Origin of the sequence: Streptomyces sp. NBC_01237 (genome assembly GCF_035917275.1) — a bacterium.
Classification (GTDB): Bacteria; Actinomycetota; Actinomycetes; order Streptomycetales; family Streptomycetaceae; genus Streptomyces.
Window position 1 is genome coordinate 706044 of the sequence record NZ_CP108509.1, and the last position, 17369, is coordinate 723412.

14 protein-coding genes and 4 pseudogenes are annotated in these 17369 nt (G+C 68.5%); 13 read left to right on the forward strand and 5 right to left on the reverse strand.

Going from position 1 to position 17369, the window contains the following annotated elements; genetic code table 11:
* Nucleotides 1–1115 precede the first annotated feature (1115 nt).
* Entirely contained in the window at nt 1116–1700 is a 585-nt protein-coding gene (locus OG251_RS39680) for an SMI1/KNR4 family protein (protein WP_326682116.1), read from the reverse strand.
* Nucleotides 1701–1743: 43 nt separating this feature from the next.
* Nucleotides 1744–2016: a hypothetical protein gene (locus OG251_RS39685; RefSeq protein WP_326682117.1), complete on the reverse strand. Its 273-nt coding sequence runs from the start codon at nt 2014–2016 to the stop codon at nt 1744–1746.
* A gap of 757 nt (nt 2017–2773) precedes the next feature.
* Here OG251_RS39685 and OG251_RS39690 point away from each other — a divergent pair.
* The 5 genes and pseudogenes from OG251_RS39690 to OG251_RS39710 all read left to right on the forward strand — a co-directional run bounded on the left by OG251_RS39690 (nt 2774) and on the right by OG251_RS39710 (nt 7079).
* The gene (locus OG251_RS39690) at nt 2774–4816 is read left to right on the forward strand and encodes an ABC transporter ATP-binding protein (protein WP_326682118.1); all 2043 of its coding nucleotides are present in this window, start codon (nt 2774–2776) and stop codon (nt 4814–4816) included.
* Nucleotides 4813–5205, forward strand: a pseudogene (locus tag OG251_RS39695) (NUDIX domain-containing protein); the annotation flags it as partial. The gene OG251_RS39690 and the pseudogene OG251_RS39695, both read left to right, overlap by 4 nt.
* Nucleotides 5206–5372: 167 nt before the next feature.
* On the forward strand, nt 5373–5723 hold the full coding sequence (locus OG251_RS39700; protein WP_326682819.1) for a hypothetical protein: 351 nt from the start codon (nt 5373–5375) through the stop codon (nt 5721–5723).
* Nucleotides 5724–5832: 109 nt separating this feature from the next.
* Nucleotides 5833–6516, forward strand: a complete 684-nt coding sequence (locus tag OG251_RS39705) for a class I SAM-dependent methyltransferase (protein ID WP_326682119.1) — start codon at nt 5833–5835, stop codon at nt 6514–6516.
* The gene (locus tag OG251_RS39710) at nt 6513–7079 is read left to right on the forward strand and encodes an AAA family ATPase (RefSeq protein ID WP_326682120.1); all 567 of its coding nucleotides are present in this window, start codon (nt 6513–6515) and stop codon (nt 7077–7079) included. The genes OG251_RS39705 and OG251_RS39710 overlap by 4 nt, the downstream gene beginning before the upstream one ends.
* A gap of 441 nt (nt 7080–7520) precedes the next feature.
* Here the strand turns inward: OG251_RS39710 and OG251_RS39715 are convergent, their stop codons facing one another.
* Nucleotides 7521–7949 (reverse strand): hypothetical protein, encoded by a 429-nt coding sequence (locus tag OG251_RS39715; protein WP_326682121.1) that lies wholly within the window; start codon nt 7947–7949, stop codon nt 7521–7523.
* A 696-nt stretch (nt 7950–8645) separates the two neighbouring features.
* Between OG251_RS39715 and OG251_RS39720 the strand changes: the two genes are divergently transcribed.
* From OG251_RS39720 to OG251_RS39740, 5 genes are all read left to right on the forward strand, one after another.
* The gene (locus OG251_RS39720) at nt 8646–9824 is read left to right on the forward strand and encodes a tyrosine-type recombinase/integrase (protein WP_326682122.1); all 1179 of its coding nucleotides are present in this window, start codon (nt 8646–8648) and stop codon (nt 9822–9824) included.
* Nucleotides 9821–12442, forward strand: a complete 2622-nt coding sequence (locus OG251_RS39725) for a tyrosine-type recombinase/integrase (protein ID WP_326682123.1) — start codon at nt 9821–9823, stop codon at nt 12440–12442. Before OG251_RS39720 ends, OG251_RS39725 begins: the two co-directional genes overlap by 4 nt.
* Nucleotides 12439–13020, forward strand: coding sequence for a DUF6262 family protein (locus OG251_RS39730; RefSeq protein ID WP_326682124.1), 582 nt, complete (start codon nt 12439–12441; stop codon nt 13018–13020). The genes OG251_RS39725 and OG251_RS39730 overlap by 4 nt, the downstream gene beginning before the upstream one ends.
* A 66-nt stretch (nt 13021–13086) precedes the next feature.
* Nucleotides 13087–13563, forward strand: a complete 477-nt coding sequence (locus OG251_RS39735) for a hypothetical protein (protein WP_326682125.1) — start codon at nt 13087–13089, stop codon at nt 13561–13563.
* 72 nt (nt 13564–13635) lie between these two features.
* Nucleotides 13636–14061: a hypothetical protein gene (locus tag OG251_RS39740; protein ID WP_326682126.1), complete on the forward strand. Its 426-nt coding sequence runs from the start codon at nt 13636–13638 to the stop codon at nt 14059–14061.
* A 490-nt stretch (nt 14062–14551) separates the two neighbouring features.
* Here OG251_RS39740 and OG251_RS39745 read toward each other — a convergent pair whose 3' ends face one another.
* Entirely contained in the window at nt 14552–14878 is a 327-nt protein-coding gene (locus tag OG251_RS39745; protein ID WP_385892969.1) for a transglycosylase family protein, read from the reverse strand.
* Nucleotides 14879–15433: 555 nt separating this feature from the next.
* On the opposite strand from OG251_RS39745, the pseudogene OG251_RS39750 reads away from it, so the two are divergent.
* Nucleotides 15434–15667, forward strand: a pseudogene (locus OG251_RS39750) (HIT family protein); the annotation flags it as partial.
* Nucleotides 15668–15988: 321 nt separating this feature from the next.
* Here the strand turns inward: OG251_RS39750 and OG251_RS39755 are convergent.
* Nucleotides 15989–16243, reverse strand: a pseudogene (locus OG251_RS39755) (glycosyltransferase); the annotation flags it as partial.
* 78 nt (nt 16244–16321) lie between these two features.
* Here OG251_RS39755 and OG251_RS39760 point away from each other — a divergent pair.
* Both OG251_RS39760 and OG251_RS39765 read left to right on the forward strand, forming a co-directional pair.
* Nucleotides 16322–17130, forward strand: a protein-coding gene (locus OG251_RS39760) for an IS5 family transposase (RefSeq protein WP_326682127.1) whose coding sequence is annotated in 2 segments (ribosomal slippage) — nt 16322–16661 and nt 16661–17130 — 810 coding nt in all. Because the reading frame shifts where the segments join, the coding sequence is not laid out codon by codon here.
* A 29-nt stretch (nt 17131–17159) separates the two neighbouring features.
* A pseudogene (locus OG251_RS39765) lies at nt 17160–17255 on the forward strand (IS5/IS1182 family transposase); the annotation flags it as partial.
* Nucleotides 17256–17369: the final 114 nt, after the last annotated feature.

A 17369-nucleotide genomic window follows, 5' to 3' on the forward strand; every position in this document is an offset into this window, starting at 1 on the left:
TGGTCCGTGCGCTGGCCGCGGACAGGCAACCCACTCCGGCCTGCAGGTTGACGCCGTCCCCTACCGCTGCGTTGCCCCACCAAGATCCGGACCATGCACGGGCCTGAGCCTGCTAACTCCCCCACCAACGAAGCATTTATGCAGGTCAGGGGAGCGCAACGGCTGTACCACCAGCAGACGAAGAATCTTCTGGTGTCGTACTCGCCGAAGAAGCTGGGCTTCTTCTAGACACAGAAAAAGGGGCGCCTGAGCAGGTGTTTTACCTGTCAGGCGCCCTTCATACCGCGCATCCAGACCGTGGAGCGAGATACGAGGTAGCTCCCCGTATCTCCCGCCCCTGTCCCATCTCTGACCAGTTGTTCCGGGGCGTTTCCGGGCCAAGGGGTCAGGCGTGCTCTCTCGCGCTCGCTTCTTCGGGCGAGGCTTCGGGCCTGACCTTCGTGAATGTCGCTTGACCACTCCCGGCCAGGCTTGGGCGATACGACCCGTGGGTCACTGGAAACCCGGGCGTCACGTAGGTCCTCCACGTACGCTCGATCCAGGTTGATCCTTGCGCGTACCGCCTCGTCCCTGGCGACGGACCCGTTTCCGGGGATGAGGACATCCCAATCAGGATGCGTCGAGAAGTCTGCCACCACGGGCCCAGCTCACGAAGGCCGTTCGCCAGGCAGGTCATTTCGGCGCCGGTAATCCCGACGTCCACGAGTAGCACGCCGTCCCTGCCATGCACGACAACGGTGCTTCTTGAGCAACACACTCCGGTGGATCTGTGCACCCTCGGCGACCTGCTTCAGCATGGGCCCGTCCCATTTGAAGACTGCGGCCACGTCTTGACCGGCGCTGGGTCGTTGGTCCTGCCCAAGATCGAACTCCCCTGCCCGGTTTGCAGCGTCACCCTGCCAGAGGGTCTGACGCACATCAACACAACCAGGCGGGGCGCGCGATGGCGACCCCCAACGACAAGACACCATGGGGGCTTCTTCAGTATTGAGCCTATGCCAGGTGACGGCCCTGAGATGGCACCACAGGTTGGGTGATTCGACTCGTGAGGAGGGCGCTCTGTGCAGACTTACTCTGCGTTCTCCGTGCCATGTAAATCGCCGTGGGCGCTACGTTCAGTTGCTGACGTCCTTCTTGGTCTGTGCCAGTGCCTCGTCCCATACGTCCCCTCCATCCGCCCAGGTCCACAGCCAGTGACGCAGAGACGGTGCTGCGTAGCGCAGGCCGTCGTGAGGGTTCTGGCCCCATTCGGGAACCCAGCCATCGGCGTCCCAGAGAAGCACCGGGCTGTCGATTGCTTTCAGAGAGACGTACCACTCCATGGTGCAGCCGCCACCCGTAAGGAAGAACCACGAGGTCGGTGGGCCCCATCCTGGCCGCTGGCCATGTACGGCGGTTGCGCAGGGCCAGTCCCGCACATGCCAGTGCGGAATGCTGCGCGGTATCAGTGATGCGAGGCCGCCGTCCGGCCCGAATCCTCCGTCACCGATCTCGGTGTAGACACGCCGAAGCAACTCGGGCAGCCGATATCCGAGCTTCCGTTCCGCGTGCTCGACTTCGGTGATCGTGACAGGCGGGAAGGGCTTGTCGGGGAGGCTTCCGCGGGAGGGGATCGCGCCTCCCGCACCCCATGCGAGTGCGTGCAGCCTCTCCAGAAGCGCGTCGTCGTCCGCAGCAGTGCGGTGGGTGGCGTCGGTCACGAGCCGCGTGCCCCGGCATCTCTTGCCACTTTCACCACATGTGCTATCCCTGCCGGGACGAGCAGTTGGGCGGCCGGCATGCGCGGCGTCGTGCGGCGAAGAATACGATCGCCGGCGCCAGCGCGATCAGTCGGCAGATGTCCGCCACGAGCCACGGGGCATCGAGGGCCTGGGGAAACCAGCCCACGAAGCAAACCCAGCCGATCACGAGCGGCAGCAGCACGCGGTAGACGCGGTGGATACGGACGGCATCGGCAGGGCCGTCGGGCCTCGTGCAGTATCCGACCCCAGCCACGACGAGGAACACCGCACCCATGCCACTGATTGCCCATGGCAGCCAACTCACGTCTCCCCCTGCCTGATCAGCTGATCATAACCACACGAACATCGCCCGCTGACCAGCAGCTACCGTTCACGCAGCCGGCGCCCGTCAGCGGATGCTGCCGCCTGTGAGGGTGCAGGGGCGGCCCGACCCTGCGAGGGGCCTCGGCCACGAGGCCAGTGTCCAGACCGGTGCAGGTCTCCCGTCGACCACTCCCCCCCGATCTCTCCCGCTGCGGCGAGCTCCCGGCCGATCCGTGCGGTCAGGCCCGCGACGAGGCGGCTCGACAACCGCACCCCACCCCACTGCCGGGCCTTTCACCGTCAACTGCACCATCTGGAGAACCGCCGGGTGTGACTGAACATTTCAGTGGGCGGTTGAGCACTACCGGGCCGGGGGCCTTCACGCGGGGCGGTGCCATCGCCCAACCGCTTGCCGGGCGCCCATTGCCGCGAACGCCCGAACCGGCGGCCGCGTCCCCGTCGTCCACGGGCGCCATCGACGGCAGGGACGGCGGTGTGCGGGTCCGCTTGGCCCGTATGCCGCCGAGCGGGCAGCCGGGACCGGCGGCGTTTCGGCCAACAGGTTTGCCTGCAGGCGCCGTTGGGAGGCAAGGACCGGTGTATCGCGCACTGGCCATTCACCGTGGTGAACAGGGGTTCGAGGTTCGGCCGGAACGCATGTGTTCGAAGTCCCGGAGTGCTCGTTGAACCCGGCGATCCCCCGGACCGTCAGGAAGGAGCATCACTCGATGCCGACCGGCTCACGCCGCAATACCCCGCAGGGCACGAAGAGGACACCGGCGCAGAAGACCATCTCTGATGCGGAGCGGGAGCTCTACGGCGGGCCGCTGCGCTACGACCAGTCGTACGTCCGTCATGAGGGCCCGCTGACGAGGCTCTCCTTCCGGCACATGGCGGCCGCGCTGCCGCGCATGATCACACTGGTGCTCCGTACCGGCCGGCAGACGGACCCGCGGGCTATGGCGGGGGTGGTCGCCGCGCAGCTCGGTCAGGGGGTGGCCGCGGCGTGGGGGCTGGTGGCGGTCAACAGTGTGCTCACGAACCTGTTCGCGCAGGGCCCGACGGCGGAGAAGCTGCGTGAGGCTCTGCCCGCGTTGTCGGTACTGGCGGTGACCGCGGTGATCGCGGCCCTGCTGATGGCGTGGTCGACGGCGATGTCCGGCCGGCTGGAGCCGCAGGTGGAGCGGGCGGTCTCGGCGCGCTACTACACGGCGGTCACGCGGGTCGAGCTGGAGGCCACCGAACGCCCGGAGGTACAAAGGGTGCTGGAGGCGGGCCGGTTCGGCACGGACTCCGCCCGCAGCATGCTGGGGCTGTCCGTCGGGGTCGGCAACGTTCTCATTGCGATGGTGGCGGCCGCCGTTGTTCTGGCGTCGCTGCACTGGATGCTGCTGCCGATGCTGCTCGTGATCGCCCTGCCCAAGGGATGGGGCGCGGTGCGCTCGGCACGCCGCGAGTACATGTCGAAACTGCACTGGATCGACCACCGGCGGGCCATCGCCTCGCTCCTGGGTTTCCTGACCCGCCCGCACGCGCAGGGCGAGATCCGTGTGCACGCCGCAGGGACGAAGCTCCTCAAGAGCTATGAGGAGATGTCCCGCCAAACCGAGGCGGAGCAGCGGCGTCTGGCCCGTGCTCAGGCCTTTACCGACCTGGTCGCCGGTGGGTTCGCGGGCATCGCGTCGCTGGCCTGCTACGGAGTGCTGTGGTGGCTGCTGGCCGACGGGTCACTGCCGCTCGCGGTGGGCGGTACGGCGGTCCTTGCGATCCGTGCGTCGACGGCCCGGTTGACCTCGCTGGTCCAGCAGGTCAACCGGCTGTACGAGGAGTTGCTGTTCCTGACCGACACCGAGGAGGCCATTGCCCTGGCTACGGCGAACGCCATCCCCGCCACCGGTGCCCCGTTGCCGGCCCCTGTCCGTCAGGTTCTTGTGGAGAACGTGTCGTACACCTACCCGGGGGCCGATTCCCCTGCGTTGCGGGACGTCAGCTTGCGGGTCCGGCGTGGCGAGGTGACTGCGCTGGTCGGCGCGAACGGATCCGGCAAGACCACCCTGACCAGGGTGCTGTCGGGGCTGTTGCTGCCCCCGGCCGGCAACGTGTGGTGGCAGGCCGGCGACGGCAGTGACGGGGTGGAGCTCAGGGAGGCCGACCGGGCCGGGATCTTCGCCTCGGTGGGGCTGCTCGCGCAGGACTTCCCCCGCTGGGAGATGACCGCGGCCGCGAATGTGGCGATCGGGGCCGGCGACCGTGTCCGCGACATGGACCGGGTGGAGTCCGCCGCCCGGTCGGCCGGTGTCCTGAAGTTGATCGAGGGCTTGCGCCACGGCTGGAACTCCATCGTTTTCAAGGGGTACGAGCGAGGAGTCCAGCTGTCGGGCGGTCAGTGGCAGAAGCTCGGCACGGCGCGGAGTCTCTACCGAGCGGCCCCCTTTCTCCTGGTCGACGAGCCGACCTCGGCCCTCGACCCGCACGCGGAGATCGCCGCGTTCGACAGCCTGTGGTCCCTCGCGGAGGAAGGCCACGCGGTCCTGCTCGTGACGCACCGTCTCGCGGCCACGGCCAACGCCGACCGCATCTACGTCCTCGACCAGGGCCGGCTCGCCGAAGAGGGCACCCATGAACAGCTCATGGCCGTACCTGACGGTATCTACCGGTCGATGTACACCGCCCAGGCAGCCCAGTACGGGGCCACCGCACCGGCCGTTCCCTCTCAGCCGGGCCACTCCCCTGCCTCGGATGCGAACCCGGTGAAGGGCGGCCCGCAGTGAACGCCGCTGTTCCCGGCCCGGGCCGCCACCCCGACGAAGGCCGAGGGGTCCCGCCTCGGCACCCGACCGCCCAACCCCCGCCGGGCAACGCCCCTCTACTGCCTCACGAGGCACCTGAGGGGACTGAGCTCCACATCGTCGGTGTCCACCTCTACCTACAGGACGACAACGGACGGGTCCTCCTCGGACTGCGTCACCCCGCCTCTGCGTACGCGGGAGGCGAGTGGCACGCCTTGGCAGGGCACTGTGAGAGAGAAGAAACGACCAGTTGCCTCGTCCGGGAAGCCCGGGAGGAGGCCGGGCTGATCATCGAACCCGACGAGGTCGAGCTGGCCCACCTGGTCCACAGTGTCGACTCGCCTGCCGCGAGGCCGAGGATCCAGCTTTTCTACCGGGCCCGGCACTGGTCCGGCGTCCCTCAGGTCCGGGAGCCCGACCGGTGCGTGGAGTTCACCCACCCGGCCGGGCACGGCCTGGAACGGATCTGGCTCACCGATCGGTTCCGTCAGCGCATCACCACCGGACCGGGACGTGGACGCACCAGAGCGAGCCGGCCTTGCCCGCGGACACCGACCGCGGTTTCTGGCCGGCAGCCGACCACTGTCCCGGTGGGGCCCTCGTGCGGGACTTCGGCGCCGAGCATCTGGTCATCGGTGCGCCCGCCTGCGGGTCGTGGATGTGCGCCGGGCGGGTGGGCCCCCAGGCATGGAGTGTCACGGCTCAGGGGCCGCGCGACATCTGGACAGAACTCCAGGACCTCGCTGTCCGGTGGCGGGCGGCAGATTCCCCGGGCCGCTACCGCCTCGACGTCGGCCCGGACGGCGCACAGCGGGCCGTCTCCGCGTGCCGCGGCCTGTCCTGGCAGCTCCCTGACCCGCACCCGTTCCGTGTAAGAGCTGCCCCGTGACCTGCCCCGACGGGCTGCTCGCCCCTCAGGGAGCGAGTGCCAGCGGCCGCCCGGAGCCCCCAGGGGAATCAGACGTAGCGAGCCGCACAACGACGAGAGGAGCCGGGTTTTGAAGAAAGTCCCCAAGAGTGCGTGGCAGGAGCACTACTCCACAGGGCAGGGGTTTCGTCCTCTGGGCGAAGGTGAGCGGGCGTTGCTGGCCGAGCATGCCCCGGCTCCCGAGGTCGGCGGGCGAGCCCTCGACATCGGCTGCGGCACGGGTGAACTGGCCGTCACATTGGCCGGTATGGGCTTCTCGGTCGACGCGGTCGACTTCACCGAGGCAGCCCTGGTCCGGGCGCGTACGGAGCACCAGCAGGTGCGGGGGGTGCGCTGGCTGTGTCTGGATATCGAGCAGGATCCGCTGCCCCGCCCTCCCGCAGGTGAGGAGGGCGGATACGACCTGGTCACGTTGCGGCTGAGCATCGCCTTCATCATCGCGCGAGCGTCGGTACTGCGTTTGCTGGGCGGAAAGCTGCGCACGGGCGGTGCACTCGTCGTCATCACCCCGGTCGCGGAGAGCACCCCCGGCGAACGGCGGCACATCGCCCTGGACAAGGACGAACTCACCGTGGTCGCGGACGGCTTCGAGGAAGTCACCCGGTTCGACACGGAAGGCCTGGCGGCGCTGGTGCTGCGCACACCGGGCGGATCGCCCACGGCAGCGGAAAAGCGCCGGACGGACCCTGAGGCACATGTACCCTGCCCGGTCCCGCCGCCCGGAACAGGCGCGACAGCGGGTGACAGGACGTGATCGTCTGGCTCAACGGCGCGTTCGGCGTGGGGAAGAGCACCCTGGCCACCGGGCTGCGGAAGGCTCTGGACGGAGCGGTGATCGCCGACCCGGAAGGCGTCGGGAGCCTGCTGCAGGAGGCCCTGGACGGGCACAAGCGCCATACCGGCGACTATCAGGACCACCCGCCCTGGCGGCACCTGACCCTCGCGTTCATCACGAACCTGGCCAACTACACCGGCGGCCCCGTCATCGTGCCCATGACCGTCCTCGACCCCCGCCACGCCACCGACCTCTTCACCCCGCTGCGCCGACGCGGCCCCGGCTTCCACCACCTGGTCCTGCACGCCGGACCGGATGCACTGCGGCAGCGGATCGCCGACAGCGACGACTTCCCCGGCGAGGCCGTACGCGCCTTCCGGCAACGCCGGGCCGCCGACTACCAGGCGGCCGCCGACTCCTGGATGCACGCCCAGGGCCACGTCATCAACACCAGCGCCCTCACCGCCGGACAGACCCTCCAGGCCGCTCTCGCCCACCTGCACACCACCGACCCGACCGCACAGAAAGACCCCCACCCGTAACCACCACGCCAACCCGCACCCGGCCACTCGGAACCCTCCCCAGCCCATGCCCATGGAACAGACCGGATGCTTGGCCCACGGCGGTCGTCCCGCTGCCGCGTCCGTGCGCGCCGTCCACGACACGGCTGTGACGACGGTGGTGGTGCTGGGGACCACGTACGGGCCGAACGATTCGACTCACTTCCTAGCGGCGGGTGGCTCGGAGTCCCAGTAGCCGATGACTCGGGGGCCGCCGGGAACGAACCGAGGGAGGCGACGAGTGGCGGCACGGAGGGGCTTCCGGTCAGCGCAGGCGGATGGTGGTGGCGGCCTGGAGGACCTGGTGAGGGCCAGGATCTCGGTCATCAGCCTTTCGCTGGCGACCGCGGTGTAAGCATCCCTGGCACGGTCACCGCCGACGGCCCGGGGGCGCGGTGGCGGCCGCCCGGGCGAGGCAGTCCCCTACCGCATCTCGCGGCGGATCTCTTCGACGAGGAGACCGTCCTCCTCGGTCAGCCCCAAGTACGCCCAGGAGATCCCAGCGGCAGCGAGCACCTCGGCCATGGTGGCCCTCCCGGGGTACTGCTTTTCGAGACAATCCAGCTCGTAGGTGCGTTCTTGAATGCGTTGAATGGAGGCGAGGTGGGCTGCTTGGGCGGCAGCCGCTTCATCGGCGCGCGCACCCGCATCCTCCATGGCGATGCGGGCATCGATCACTTCCCCCGAAATGACGTCGAACGCCATGTTCACGACCTCCGGAACATCCAGGTCGGGCCGCTCGGTGTGGATCTGGCGGAGTTTGCGCTCCAGGACGAGCACGGATTCCTCTGGCAGGACCTCGCGCGCGGATTGCAGGACGCCGCCGAATTGGGAGTCGAACCGGGTAGTCATGCTGGGGAAGTTAGCGGCATCCGGTTCCCGTTGCCAGTGCCGTCCTAGCGGCGCAGCCCGGCGGGGCCCGCCGCTGGATATGCTCGTCGAGCATCTTCTACGCCCACACGCCGACCCCATGCCGAGGACACCATGCCCGCACCCCAGCCACCGCCGCCTCCAGCGCGGACCGTTTCGGTCGCCGACCCAGGCTCCCTCCGGGTCCGGGTGGTGTCGGAGCGCAGCGGAACGTGTGACTTCCGACGCGAGAGCGCCGGCAATCTCGCGCCGGGCCGGTTCGCCGCCTTGGTCCGCGCATGCGTTGAGGACGAGGGGCACACCGTCTGCCACGAGACCGGCCCCCGGCAAGGACCGGCCCGGAGCGGTCTGTGCCGGTTTCGCCGCGCACCCGGATGCCGGCCGTTCCCTCGCGTTGCGGATTGCCGCCGCCGGGTCCGTCATCGCGCAGCGCCCGTGAGCGGGGGGATCCGTACTGCGTCGCCCCGGTGGCTGCGGCCCGCCCTGGCCAATTTCTTTGAAGCAGGTAGCTGTGCGGGTCAGGCGCCATAGCCAACGGTGCTGCTCAGGCTGGACTTTACCGACCGCCCGTAGTCCTGCCCTTGATGTCCGTCTGGGACTGTGACCAGCACGTCCTGGGTTTGTTTACCGACCGTGTCCGGGACGTCTGTCATGTTCTGGAGTCGGTACGGAGGACAAGTGGTACGGCACATCGTGGTCGAAAACTTGAGGGACCAGCGGAACGAGCGGAAGGACGGGCAGCGGTCGTGGACGATCGTCTGGCCCGAGGGATCACTGCACACGGAGGCGGACCGGTTCCTGCGTGAGCACGAGGGCTCGGGCACGCAGAAGACGTACGCGTACTACCTGGTGGACCACCTGCGGTGGCTGGAGCGCGAATGCCTGGCCTTCGACACGGACCAACTGCGGGACCTGGGAAGGTACATGGGGATCGTCGGTGCCGAGGTTCGCATACCGCTCGGGGAACCGTGGCGGGTCGGCAAGCGCCCCTACGGCCGCTCGGCCCTGTCCACCGCGGCGGCTTGCCTGAAGGGTTTCTACCTGCAGCAGGCTTCTCGCGGCATCAACGGCGAGCTCGGCAAGAAGCTCGACACGTCCCGGCTGCCGTCGCGGGTGGACAAGCGCCGCTCGTTCCTCGGGCACGTGAAAAACACGCTGCCGACCAACCCACTGGCGCCGAAGGGGCCGCACCGCCGCCACCCGAAGATGTTGCCGCAGGGGGCGAGGGAGAGGCTGCTGGGGGCGGTGAACGCCGCCCGGGATCGGCTGGTCGTCGACTGGCTCGCCGACGGCGGGCTTCGGATCGGTGAGCTCTGCGGGCTGCACCTGGTCGATTTGCACCTGCGGGAGAACGCGGCCTGCGGCGAGTGCCGCACCCCGCACCTGCACGTCTGCCACCGGCCCGGCAACCCGAACCGGGCCGAGGCCAAGACCAAGCACTCCTGGCGGGTCGAGCGCGGGACGGTGACCGGCGGGCTGATCAAGCGGGTCAGCCCGGCGATGGTGCACTCCTACTTCGAGTACATGACGACCGAGTACCCGCGCGGCGCCGGGCACGGCATGCTCCTGGTCCAGCTGCACGGTGCCGATACCGGTCAGCCGTGGGCACCGGTCGGCGCCCGCCGGATGCTCGGCCGGGCCGGGAAACGCGCTGGTCTGGGGCTGGTGAAACCCCATGCCTTCCGGCACACCTTTACCTCGGCGGTTCTCGATGCCGCGGACGGCAACACCCTGATTGCCCGGGACGCTGGCGGCTGGGCGTCGGCCGCGATGGTCGACGAGGTCTATGGCCACGTCGATGTTCATGACCCGGTCTTCGACGCCGCGCTTCGCACGGTCTGGGGTGAGACGAAGTGACCGCGAACTCGCTGCTGCCGCTCTACACCGAACGGCCCGACCGCGAAGGCCGGGACCGGCTGGAGATCCTTACCGCGCTGATCGGTGCCCCGTTCTTCGACCCGCTCTTCCGCGAGACGCTCATCCGGGTTCCCCAAGACCACCCCGTCTACCAGTGGGGATGCGTCGTCGGTGCCTGCGAACGCGTCAAGTCCGGAGGGACAGAGCTGTGCTCCATCCATCTCCAGAAGTGGGGAAAGGCGCGGGAGTCGGGCACGACCCGGGCGGAGTTCCTCACCGCGGCACAGCCGCTGGCCCGGGCCGAGTTCGAACGCGAAGGCCCATGTTTGGTCTGTCCCGATCGGCCGGCTGAGCCGCGAACCGACCTGCGGTTGTGCCGCTGCCACTACAGCTCCTGGAAGTACTACGCCGCCCCACGCAACACCGAGGTGGACTTCGAGCAGTGGGTTGCTGAACAGGAGCCACGCGAGGGCTACGGCAACTGCAGGGCCACCGTCTGTCCCGGGCTGGCAGAGTCGCCGCTGGGTTTGTGCAGCTGGCACTGGCACCGCTACAAGCGCGACCGCCGCCCCGGCGGGGCGGCTCTTCCGGCCAGCTGGTGGCAGCGCTACGAGAGCCAAGGACGACCCGTCCCCGTCTCCTGCACGGACGAGAACGCCTTCCGCACCTGGTGCGCGACAGTCGAGGTGGCCCCGCGGCCAGGGGTGGTCAACCTGCGTGGTCTGCGGCCACTGCTGCGAGCCGAGATCCAGTACACCCTGTTCGCCCATACCCAGCAGGACCGGCACAGCATCTGGCGCCTGGACTGGATCCAGAAACTCGTCAACCTTGCGCGCGAACGCGACGCCGGCTCGCTGACCGACCTGGACCTGGACGACTTCCCTCGCTTCCACACCTCGATCGTGAAGAAGATGCTCCACTACCTGCGACTGGTCTACTTCACCCCTGAGCAGACGCGGGACGCCGGATTCCTTGAGACCGACCACTTCGGCATCCATTTCCATAACCGGGCCAGCCACATCGACCTGACCCGCATCACCCAGCGCTGGCTGCGTGACCTGCTCTGGGACTACACCGCCGAGCTGATCCGCTCGCCCCACCGCCCGCGCACCGCAGTGCCCATCGACGGCATACGCCGGGCATGCACCGAACTGAGCGCGTTCATAGAGGTCGACGCCCCGGGCGGTGGCCACGACCCGAGCGCCTTGCGGGTGGAGCACATGCACCGCTTCATCGCCGACCAGCGCCATCGTGAACGCCATGGGCTGCCCTCGCTGGTGATGAAGGGGCTCTACGGCAAGCTGTCGACGGTCACCTCCGTCACCCGCACCGACGTGTTCAACGGCGTCCGCAAGCTGCTGCGGAACGCGCTGGAGAACGGCGCTGCCGAACGGCTCAGATTGGACCGGGAGTTCATCATCGCCATGCCGTTCGCCGGCGGCGAGCCGCTGCGGGCCCGGCGTCCGTTTCCCGATGAAGTCGCCCGAGCCCTGGCCGACGGGGTCAACCTCGCCCAGCTCGCGGAGCAGTACGACCCCGATGACCAGGGGATGCGGGACATCTGGGAGACCATCGTGCTGACCGGCCGCCGCGTGAACGAGGTCCTCAAACTGCGCTGGAACTGCATCGGCCGCTACGGCGGTCTGCCGATGTTCTGGCACGACCAGACCAAGGTCGGCAACTACGACACGGCGATCCGTATCCCCGACCGGCTCTACGATCTCCTCGCCGAACGGCAACGCAAGACGCTGGACCGCTTCGTCGCCCGACACGGACGCCGCCCGACCAGCACCGAGCGCGCCCAACTCGCCCTGTTCGCCAGCAGGGTCCGTAACCCCGACGGCTCCACCGCGCTGTCCTACCAGTGGTTTCACCGAAAGTTCCGGGAGTGGGTCACCGAACTTGACCTCGGCCAGCTCGTCCCCCATCAGGCTCGCCACACTCTGGCCACCAATCTGCTTCGGGCCGGGGCGACCCTCACCCACATCCGCCGCTATCTCGGCCAGGTCTCGGACGGGATGGCCGAGCACTACGTCCACCTGACGAGCGAGGACCTGGAGAACGTCCTCCAGCACGTCTGGGTCTCCGGCCCCGGCACCGCCCAACCCGGCGAACTCCTTGTCGGGGAGGTCACCCCGCTCACCCGCGAGCGGGCCCAGGCCCTCGCCATCGACCTCGCCCGCCGCAGCACCCCCGCCGAGGGCGGGTTCTGCACCTTCCAGTCGGTCGTCGACGGCGGCGCCTGCCCCTGGAACCTCGACTGCCACAACTGCGACAAGTTCGTCCTCTCCGGCGCCGACCTCCTCTACTGGCGGCGCAAGCGCGAACAGTGGCGGCTGCTGGCCGAGGGCGCCCCCGACGACGCGACCGCCGACTACCTGCACCGCTACTTCGAGCCCACGGCCCGTGCCATCGACGGCTTGGAGAAGGCCCTGGCCGGCCTCGGCCTTCTCGACGACGCACTCGCCCTGGACCTGCGCAAACCTCAGGACTACTTCCACCGCGTGTGGTCCACCGCCTTCCGCGCCGCCGACCTCGCCGACGCGGGCGCCGCCGAGCAGAGCGAGTACAGCGATACGTGCACAACCGACAACGACCCCGAGCAGGACATCGCATGAAGACCGCTGCCGTTCCAGACCCCCGCACCGCCGCTGCCCTGGCCGCCCGCCGCCAGAAGACCGAGACTGCCCTGAAGCGGGTCTGCGAGGCCATCGCCCGACTCCGGCGCGAGAAGGCTCAGGTCAGCGTCGCCGCCGTCGCCCGTCGCGCGGACGTCTCCCGCACCTTCCTCTATGACAATCCCGAGGCCCGGGCCGTCATCGCCTCCGCGATGGCCGAGGCCGGAGACCGCCGGACCCAGTTGCTCGCCGACCAGGACGAGGAACGTGAGGCGACCTGGCGCGAACGCGCTCTGAACGCCGAAGACGCTCTCAAGACCGCACACGGCGAGATCTTCGCCCAGCAGACCCGCATCAGTGAACTCCTCGGCCAGGTACGGGACTTGGAGGCCGAGTGGACTGAGGAAGCCATCCAGCGGATCACCACCGAGAACACCACCCTCAGACAACGAGTCCGTCAGCTCACAGCCGACACCCGTACCCTCGACGAGCGTCTCAAGGCCGCCCGCTCCAACCTCCGCTTCCAGGACCGCCGCGTCGCCGACCTCGAAGCCCAGATCGCGGCTCCGACGGACTGATCCGACTTGGCAGGTGGCCGTCGCACCCTGGTGGGGCGGCCACCAGCCGTAGTGCACACTTGGCCGATGCTCTTGACGTTCATCGCAGAGGTCGCGGACGAACCCCTGGTCCTGGACCCGGGCAACCAGGCGACCGAGTCGCAGACCAACACCTGGTACCTCGGCGCCGACGCCGAGGAACGGGCGACGCTGTCCGTGGAGAAGGTGGCTGCCGCCTTCGAGAGCACCGCGAGGGCGTTGCGTGACCGCATCCGGGCCCTCGGTCTGCACGGGACCGCCACGTTCTACGTCTGGCACGATGAACAAGCCGGACAACTGCGCTGCTCGACCTCCTCCCAGCCCTCGGAGTCGCTCCCGTTCGATTGCAACTACGTGCTGACCGAGACGCTCGAACCGATCATTACCAGCTTCCTCGACGACAGTGATCCCGGCTCGGTGCCGTGGACCGAACTCACATCATTTGAGTCCGATGGCCAGGACCGGGCGGAGGCCGCGCCGCCGCCATTCCCGGTCTGGACGCGTCGAGTTGGGCGCGATACCTGAACAGCACCCTTGGTCTCGGAGCCAGAGAAAGCCAGTAGCCGCACCATACGAGGCCATGCGAACATCCCCGGCATGGAGCCCCAGGACGACCAAGTGGCAGGCGAGGTGCTGCACGGGCGCGGCTGGCGCAAGGCGTTCACCGTCACCGAGATGGTCGACCAGTGGGCCTTGCTCGTCGGGACCGTTGAGAACGGCTACGAGGACCTCATCGACGAGTACACCAGCGACCTCTACAGCCGGAACTGGCTCCACGAAGCGTGGGTTCTCCTGCCCGGTCACGTGCTCGTGACCTGGAACCAGCGGATCCAGGAACTCGACGACCGCTTCCGGGCCGCGACCGCCTTCGACGACGGCCAGGCACTGTCACAGTTTCATCGTGTCAGTCGGTTCGATCCCGACGATATGTGGTGGTGGCGCCGCCACCCACGGATTCTCGTCGGCGACCTCGGACGCGCGCTCCGCTCAGCCGGGGCCGTTGACCTGTCGCCAAGCCCATGACCTGCCCGAAATCTGTCAGCAGCTTGGACCGGGACAGGCTCCAGAGCCACCTCAGACGATGAAGTCGAGAACCACCCCGTCGGGCGACATCAGAAAGTAGTGATGCATCGTCACGGACATGTAGTCTATGAATCGTCGCAGTTCAGAGCCGGTATCCGAGCTCCTGCGGTCGGTAAACTCGACGACACACCCACGCCCAGGACGCGACGAATAATTCGAACACATGACGCAACTGCTCCATGGTGCAGCACGCCTATCCGATCGACCTCATGCACAGATCGCCTGCCGGCGCGCCTACCGGACGACGCGCGTGCCAGGTGTCGTCGTCCCGGGGAACGCGCCTGCCCGGTCACCCGCGGCGATCGGTTCGGCGGCGCGTCGCTTCCGCCGGTGTCCCAGGCATCGGTAGGGCACGCGCCGACGGCTCATATCCGTACGGTGACGGTCATAGCGCAGGCCTCACCGTTCTGTCGGTGAGGCCATGATGCGCTTACATTCCGGCCTTGGTGCTGCACACCGGCCAGGCGCCCGGGCCCTGTGCGGCCAGGACCTTCTCGGCGACGGCTATCTGCTGCTGTGCGGTGGCCTGGTGGGCGGACGCGGCGTACTGGTGACCACCGAAGGCCTGCCACGTGGACGGGGTGAACTGCAGGCCGCCGGAGAAGCCGTTGCCCGTATTGGCAGACCAGTTCCCCGACGCTTCACAGTTCACCAGGGCGTCCCACTGGCTGTTTCCGGTGGTGGCCGCGGAGGCGTTGCCGGAGCCCGTGAGCGCGACCACCGCGCCGGCGGCGGCGACGGCCGCGCTGACGGCCACACGGCGGAACAGGGAAGAACGACGGATGGCCGGGCTCGCGGAGTGATGAGCCGACGTGCTGGTGGTGCTGAACAATTCAGGTGCTCCGTTCGGAGGTGGCAGGGACTGTCGCGCCGTCGGTGCCGGGGGCCGGCGCGCTGGGCGACCCCTCCACTCTGGCGGCGGCGACGCCTGGTTCCGAGAGGCTTCCAGCACGACGCGAAGGCCCTCAGTCATCGGCTCCAGGCCTACCCGTCGGGACTTCGGCCCTGGGTCGAAGGTCCCGGGCCCGTGGGCTCAGCGCCATTCCGAGAGGGTTGCGTACAGGGAACGACCGGGGCGTTCTGCCTTCGGCACGGCGTATGTGACGCCGTTCACCCATCGCCCGGGAAACAGGCACAGCACATCACCTGACCTGCGACAACGTGCACCGGGGTCACCACGACGTGACACCCCTCACACGGCAAGCCTGTTCCGGCAGGGCAGGGTGTGCCTCACGGAGCGGGCCGGAGGGCCGGACCGTGTCGTAGGTGGAGAGGATCAACCTCAGCAGGCCCCTCGCTTGCGGCGATGGCCCAGGGGATCCTGGCCTTCCACCACACCAACCCCTCGCACCCGGTCCACATCGTGGTGATCCCCAAGGAGCATGTCCCTTCGCTCACTGACCTCGGCAACGCTGAGGAAGTTCTGCTGAAGGAGGTGGTGACCGTGGTGCGGGAGGTGGCCGCCGGAGTGGAGAGGGAGTACGGGGCGTGCTCGGTGACGACGAACCTGGGCCCGTACCAGGAGCCGAAGCACATGCACTGGCACGGCACCTACCGGGGCGAGAGCGAGGCGGAGACCCGCGGCATGTACGGCAACCACGAATGGCCCTGCTCTACCGGTGATGATCCGCCGCTTGCAGGACGAGATCAGCGACGCGCTCGGCTGCGGCTTCCGGTCGCCGGACGGGCGCCCTGTCCGCCGCGGAGGACGGCGGACAGGGCAGCGCATGCCTGGACGAGTACGCCGGTGTCGGTCAGCTGCTCGTCGGCGACGACGCGGCAGCGCTCCGGGGGCCGAGCGGCGCAGGCGCGCGTTGTCGAGCTGGTCACCGGGGCTGACCGAGGCGGGCAACGGCACCAGGACGGCGGGCAGTTCCAGGGCGTCGAGTTCGGCCAGAGCGGTGGCCCCCGCCCGCCCGATGGCGAGGCCCGCCAGGGCCAACGCGTGCGGCATGTCGTGCAGGTACTCCAGCTGCCGGTATCCGGGCCGGTCGGCGAACTGGGGGTCGAGGTTGCCCTTGCCGACGACGTGCAGCACGCTGTACCACTCGGACAGGGCGGCAAGTTGAGTGCGGACGGCAGTGTTGATGCGCTGCGATCCGCTGCTGCCGCAGAAGATCAGCTTTTCTAACTGATCGTTTCAGAATGAGATCGGTGTGTTGGCTTGGCAGTTGGGTGTTGTGTCGGCAGGATCTGGTGGGTGTCTGCTGACCTTGTGCCTGATGACCTGTGGGAACGCGTAGCTCCGCTGCTGCCTCCTCGTCCGCCTCGGCGGCACCGGTATCCCGGGCGGCTGCCGGCCAATGACCGTGCTGCTCTGCGGGGCATCGTTTACGTGCTGCGCAAGAGTGTGAGCTGGCGGGACGTCCCGGCGGAGCTGGTGGGCTGCAGTGGGGTGACGGCCTGGCGGCGTCTGCGGGACTGGACCGAGGCTGGAGTATGGCCCCGCCTGCACGAGGTTCTCCTGGCGGAACTACGTAAAGAGGGCCTGCTGGAGATGGACGACGCCTCGATCGACGGCTCGCACGTCAGGGCCCTCAAGGGGGGGCTCACACCGGACCTTCGCCGGTCGACCGGGCCCGGCCCGGCAGCAAGCACCACTTGATCGTCGACCGGCACGGAACTCCGCTCGCCGTCTCTCTGACCAGCGGGAACCGCCACGACGTCACCCAGCTCATGCCCCTGCTGGACGCCATACCCCGCATCCGTGGCCTGCGCGGCCGGCCACGCCACCGACCCCGGCGACTGTTCGCCGACCGCGGCTACGACTACGACAAATACCGCCGTCTCATCCGGGCTCGCGGGATCACACCCAAGATCGCCCGCCGCAGCACCCCGCACGGCTCAGGACTGGGCAGGACCCGGTGGGTCGTCGAGCGCACCTTCGCCTGGCTCCACCAGTTCAAAAGACTCCGCATCCGTTACGAGATACGAGCCGACCTCCACCTCGGACTACTCCAACTCGCCTGCAGCATCATCTGCTTGAGGCGACTCCGGACCTCATTCTGAAACGATCAGTAAGTCTTCAGCCGAACAACTGGCGGATCCTGCGGAACCGCCGCCTCAAGGGGGGCGGCGTTTCTCGAGCGATGAGCAGCATCGCTCGACTGCACAACCTCGCCCTCGCTGGATAGGCCGACCGGACCCAACCGCCCGCTGCCCCGCACACGCTCACCCGGCGATCATTTGCGGGACAAGCCTTGATCAAAGGCTCTCCCGCAAGCGGGTCAGGCGTGTGGGAAAGCTGC

Excerpts from the sequence above, each read along its gene's own strand:
- OG251_RS39740 (WP_326682126.1), top strand. The coding sequence starts at position 13,636 with ATGGAGCCCCAGGACGACCAAGTGGCAGGCGAGGTGCTGCACGGGCGC.
- OG251_RS39735 (WP_326682125.1), top strand. The coding sequence starts at position 13,087 with ATGCTCTTGACGTTCATCGCAGAGGTCGCGGACGAACCCCTGGTCCTG.
- OG251_RS39730 (WP_326682124.1), top strand. The coding sequence starts at position 12,439 with ATGAAGACCGCTGCCGTTCCAGACCCCCGCACCGCCGCTGCCCTGGCC.
- OG251_RS39715 (WP_326682121.1), bottom strand. The coding sequence starts at position 7,949 with ATGACTACCCGGTTCGACTCCCAATTCGGCGGCGTCCTGCAATCCGCG.
- OG251_RS39685 (WP_326682117.1), bottom strand. The coding sequence starts at position 2,016 with ATGGGTGCGGTGTTCCTCGTCGTGGCTGGGGTCGGATACTGCACGAGG.
- OG251_RS39690 (WP_326682118.1), top strand. The coding sequence starts at position 2,774 with ATGCCGACCGGCTCACGCCGCAATACCCCGCAGGGCACGAAGAGGACA.